We start from the raw sequence: 3,057 nt of genomic DNA on the forward strand, positions 1-3,057 counted from the left end.
TAGCAAGTTTTTAACTTGCGACTCCGAAGCTTGCCATTTCAATGGCGAGTAGTTCACTGTTAAGGTTTGTGGTACCCCCTGTTTTAATTGTTATTGAAGGTAACGGTTAATTTCATATACAATTTTTGAAATAAAGCCATGGGTAATCACACCTATGGCTTTTTTGTTTTATAATAAACTAGTACATTTTCATTGAGAATGGCTGAAATATCGTATTTTCAATATTAGGTATAGGGTGTATCCTATAGTTATTTTTTAATAGGAGTTGATAATATGTTATTAGATGTAAATAATGTGTCAAAATTTATTAAACATAAAGAAATATTAAAGGATATTTCCTTTAAGTTATATAGAAAGGATAGAATTGGTATAGTGGGGAGAAATGGAGTAGGTAAAACTACACTTCTAAGAATAATTACTTCAGACCTAGAAGCAGATTCTGGAAGTATAAAATTCTATGGAAGTTTTGGATATCTACCACAAAATTTATTTACCAACAATCATATATACGTTTATGAACTAATGAACGAAACCAATAAGTATGGGGAATTTTTTAGTCTTCTTAATAAGTTTGGGCTAAAGGATATTGAACATCAAAAAATTGAGAGTCTAAGTGGTGGTGAAAAAACTAAATTATATCTTATAAAGCTTCTTCTTATAAATCCGGATGTACTCATACTTGATGAGCCTACTAACCATATAGATAATGAAACTAAAGAGTGGTTGGAAGACTTTATTAATAATTTTAATGGGGCAGTTCTAATGGTGACACATGATAGGTACTTTTTAGATAAAACAGTTGCTAAAATATTCGAATTGGAAAATAAAAGCCTAAAAGAATATAATGGAGGATATACCTTTTATGCAAAACAAAAGAAGGTTGAACTTGATAAAGCAAGACAAGAGTATATTCAGTATGTAAAAGAGAAGAAGAAACTTGAAATAGCAGCTCGAAAACATATGGAGAGGGCAAATAAATATAACAATATGTCCAAAAATGATTTTCAAAGACATAAGGCTGCAAAAATAGCTAAAAGGTCCAAAACAATTATATCACGAATTAAAAATATGGAGGAGAAGAAAAAACCTGAAGTATCTAAAAATATAAATATTAGATTTGAAGGTAGTAGTGATAAAATTAGCAATATTTTAGTTAGGGCAGAGGGATTATCAAAATCCTATGATAGAGTGCTTTTTGAAAATGTAAGTTTCAATATTAATAGAAATTCAAGGATAGGACTTATAGGAAAAAATGGAGTTGGAAAAAGTACTTTGCTGAAAGGCTTAGTGGGAAAAGTTCAACTTGAAGGAAACTTATATATAGCTCCTTCCACTAAGATAGGCTATTTTTCCCAGGAATTTGAGGAATTGAATTTGGATTTCACGATTCTAGAGGAGCTAAAAAATATTAGCAATGACGAAAGCTATGTTAGAACAATGTTAGGTTCAATGCTTTTTCCAAGGGATGATGTGTATAAAAAAATATCAAATCTAAGCTATGGTGAAAAGGTTAGAGTAGCATTTTTGAAGCTTATCTTAGAAGAAAATAATCTATTAATACTGGATGAGCTTACTAATTTTCTCGATATACCTACTAAGGAGATAATTGAAGATGCACTTCTTGACTACAAAGGAGCAATTTTATTCGTATCCCACGATAGGTATTTTATAAATAAAGTTGCAGAAGAGATATGGGAGCTTTTAGACAACGGAATGACTCAATATTTGGGAGATTATTCTTATTTTTTAAATAAAAAATCCGAAACTATCTCGAATAAAGGGACTAATATTAAGGAAAAAATACTTAAATTACAAATGGATCTATCTTATATTTCATTTAAACTTATAAATTGTAGTGATGAAGAAAAAATTAAGCTGGAAAATGAATACTTTAATATAAATAGAGAACTTAAAAGATTGAAGGAACAAAATGAATAATTACAATAAAAGAGTTATAGTTTTTTTAAAAAATAAAATAAAGTTGTTAAAAAAATTTATGGGATAATTATAAAAAAGATTGGAAGCAATTCTAATTAGTGACTACGTATAAGATGTGTTCTATGTAAAAATAGATTGAAAATAAAGACCTTTCTTGTAGGTTGCACTGCAAGTCCAGAAAAGAGAATGAAAATTATGTAGGAATTAATTTTTTTCATAGTAGAAAAATTTTTCTTATATAATGCATTAAGTATAAAGTTGCACAACACACAAGAAACTATCATGCTTGGATTAGTGATGATACTAATGGATGGGAAACTTTAGAAGATGAAGGATATACTTATTGAAGAGTTAGGAGATAAAGTGAAATGGAAAAGAGATTAATAAATACTTGGTTTGTTAAGTATGTGGTACCATTTTTAATAATTTGTATATTTTTAATACAAACATCATTTATGATTTATGAATATATAAACTGGAGTGGTTATAATAGCTTTAATAACATGGATTTTGTAAATGGTGGTCCTATAAAATATAGTGGGGATTCAACAGTGTTCTTCCAACACGAAATGAAAATACCGTATAGTATTTACCGGCTTGTTACTCTAATTGTAACAGTTTTATGTATTATTGATTTAGTTTATAGAAATAAAAAAGTATCAGTATTTACATTAAGTGTTTGGAGTGTACTATTAGTGTTGAATATGTCTTGGATGCCATTTCTGTTACAAAATATGTATTTGTTATCTTTACCGGTGTATTATGAAGCTTTTATAACGATGCAGTTTATACCTATAAAGAAATTTATATTAAGAATATTCTTTGGTATTTATGTTTTGGCCTTTATTACCTATACAGGTTCTTATATAAAAAATTGTTTAGGAGCTATAAAAGAGTTAAGGAAATAAGAAGATAAGGATTTTCAAATTTACTAAATTCATCTAGTTTATACACTTTGTATAGTAGAATACGAGGTGTTTTCTTTTAAGCTTTATTGAAAATTCCATGTACGTGGAGTCTTGCTTGCTGATTGTAAAGAAAGATTAATATAATATTAATAAACCAAATTAACTAAAACTTTTGAAAGTGAAAAAATAACTTTAGGAATAAATGGTTTTT

2 protein-coding genes are annotated in these 3,057 nt (G+C 27.9%); both read left to right on the forward strand.

All coding sequences use genetic code 11. The features are described from left to right. Positions 1-273: 273 nt before the first annotated feature. Positions 274-1,938, forward strand: coding sequence for a ribosomal protection-like ABC-F family protein (gene abc-f, locus L21TH_RS08305; protein ID WP_006314001.1), 1,665 nt, complete (start codon positions 274-276; stop codon positions 1,936-1,938). A gap of 368 nt (positions 1,939-2,306) precedes the next feature. Next, positions 2,307-2,846: a hypothetical protein gene (locus L21TH_RS08310; RefSeq protein WP_006314002.1), complete on the forward strand. Its 540-nt coding sequence runs from the start codon at positions 2,307-2,309 to the stop codon at positions 2,844-2,846. Positions 2,847-3,057 lie beyond the last annotated feature (211 nt).

The organism is Caldisalinibacter kiritimatiensis (assembly GCF_000387765.1).
GTDB classification, from domain to species: domain Bacteria; phylum Bacillota; class Clostridia; order Tissierellales; family Caldisalinibacteraceae; genus Caldisalinibacter; species Caldisalinibacter kiritimatiensis.

Excerpts from the sequence above, each read along its gene's own strand:
- abc-f (WP_006314001.1), top strand. The coding sequence starts at position 274 with ATGTTATTAGATGTAAATAATGTGTCAAAATTTATTAAACATAAAGAA.
- L21TH_RS08310 (WP_006314002.1), top strand. The coding sequence starts at position 2,307 with ATGGAAAAGAGATTAATAAATACTTGGTTTGTTAAGTATGTGGTACCA.